The sequence below is a fragment of the Dialister sp. CAG:357 genome, assembly GCF_000435155.1.
Lineage (GTDB): Bacteria > Bacillota > Negativicutes > Veillonellales > Dialisteraceae > Dialister > Dialister hominis.
Genome location: NZ_FR896405.1, coordinates 1 through 2,046 on the forward strand (window position 1 = coordinate 1; position 2,046 = coordinate 2,046).

Here is a 2,046-nt window from a genome sequence, read left to right on the forward strand (position 1 = left end):
CCGGAGGCGAAGGCAGCGAGTTCAAAAATGCCATAGAGAAAGCGGATAACTACTTCACACAGATGAAGAACCAGATTGCCACGACAAAGACCATTGTCCTGCTTGATGGCATGACCACACAGATGTGGAACTATAAGGACGACACCGTTGCAGCAATCGAATCCGCAAAGAAGCCGAAGAAGCCGGTAAAGCCTGTGCAACCGAACCAGCCAAAGAAGCATATTAAGAACTGCTATCGACAGGCGATCTTTAAGCAGGCGACACTGGAAAGCGAAGCTGATGTAAATGATTATGTGGAGCGGATGCGCTCTTATCTGAATGCGCTTCTGAAGGACTGCGACGGAATCAAACTGAACTAAGAGAGGACTCTTTCATGGATAAGAATGCAATAAAGAAATACGCCGTCTGGGCAAGAAACGAACTCATTGAGCGCGTGTCGCAGAAGGCAGATCAATATGAAATCAGCGCGGATGCAGATCCAAATGCGGACTCTGCGCATGGCGTTCTTCTGACAGCGGATGAGAAGAAGCAGCGTGCGGCGCTGATCGGACAGGTGAAGGAAAAAGGTTTCGATCAGGTGATGGAGGAAGTTGCCTATACCTGGTTCAACCGGTTTTCTGCTTTGCGGTTCATGGAGGTCAATAATTACCTTCCGTCCCGAATTCGTGTGTTTACGGATGAAAACGGGAAGTTCAAGCCGGAGATCCTGGCCGAGGCAATTCATCTGGATCTGGACGGTCTCGACATGGAGAAAGTCTATGCCCTAAAGGATGCTAATGATGACGACGCACTGTTCAAGTACCTTATCATCACGCAGTGCAATGCGCTCTCGGGTGTTCTGCTGGGCATGTTCCAGAAGATTGCGGACTACACGGAGCTTCTGTTTCCAGATAATCTGCTCAGAGATGGCAGCGTGATTGAACAGATGGTAGCACAGATTCCTGAGGAAGACTGGAAGGATCAGGTGCAGATTATCGGCTGGCTGTATCAATATTACAACACTGAGCCGAAGGACAAGGTCTTTGCTGACCTCAAGAAGAATAAGAAGATCACAAAAGAGAAAATCCCAGCGGCTACACAGCTGTTCACACCGGATTGGATTGTCCGCTATATGGTCGAGAACTCTCTCGGGCGTCTGTGGGTAGAAGGTCATCCGAATGATGACCTGAAAGAAAGCTGGAAATATTATCTGGAAGAAGCAAAGCAGGAACCGGAAGTTCAGAAGCAGCTTAACGAGATCAAAAAAGAATATGCGACGCTCACGCCTGATCAGATCCGCGCTGTCGATCCCTGCATGGGCAGCGGTCACATAATTTGCTACATGTTCGACGTGTTGATGCAGATTTATGAGGCGTATGGATATACAGCCAGAGACGCGGCTTCCAGCATTGTGAAGAATAATCTCTACGGCCTCGACATCGACGACCGCGCGGCGCAGCTTGCTTATTTTGCTGTGATGATGAAAGCCTGCCAGTATGACCGCAGGTTCCTTTCCCGTGGAATCCAGCCGCAGGTCTATGCCATCATGGAGAGCAACAGATTTGATCCGCACATGATCGACTTTTTTACAGATGGGCGCAAAGAACTGAAGTCTGCGTTGAATTCGCTCATTTCTGATCTGCATGATGCGAAGGAATACGGATCGATTCTGGATGTGAAGCCGGTGGACTTCCCGGCGCTTTATGCCCGGTTTGACGAGATACGGAACGGGAATCCGAATTTGTACACGTATCAGGTTCTGGATGAGCTTCTGCCGTTTGTGCGGATGGCGGAGGTCATGGCGCAGAAATATCACGTTGTCGTGACAAATCCGCCATACATGGGTTCATCTGGCATGGGCGGAAAACTCTCGGAGTTTATCAAGAAAAATTATCCGGACAGCAAGTCGGACTTGTTTGCCGTGTTTATGGAGTGTTGGAATAGGCATATTGTGCCAACAGGCTTTAATTGCATGGTTACAATGCAGTCCTGGATGTTCCTTTCCAGTTTTGAGAAAATGCGTGAAAATATTCTTGAAAACTATACCATCAATAATCTGATGCATAT

Annotated in this window: 2 protein-coding genes; both read left to right on the forward strand. The window is 48.3% G+C overall.

All coding sequences use genetic code 11. The features are described from left to right. On the forward strand, positions 1-359 hold a 359-nt coding region (locus M3200_RS03570), incomplete at its 5' end, for a hypothetical protein (protein WP_288178116.1). Positions 360-373: 14 nt separating this feature from the next. Then, positions 374-2,046: BREX-1 system adenine-specific DNA-methyltransferase PglX (gene pglX / locus M3200_RS03575; RefSeq protein ID WP_288178117.1), on the forward strand; the 1,673-nt coding region annotated here is incomplete at its 3' end.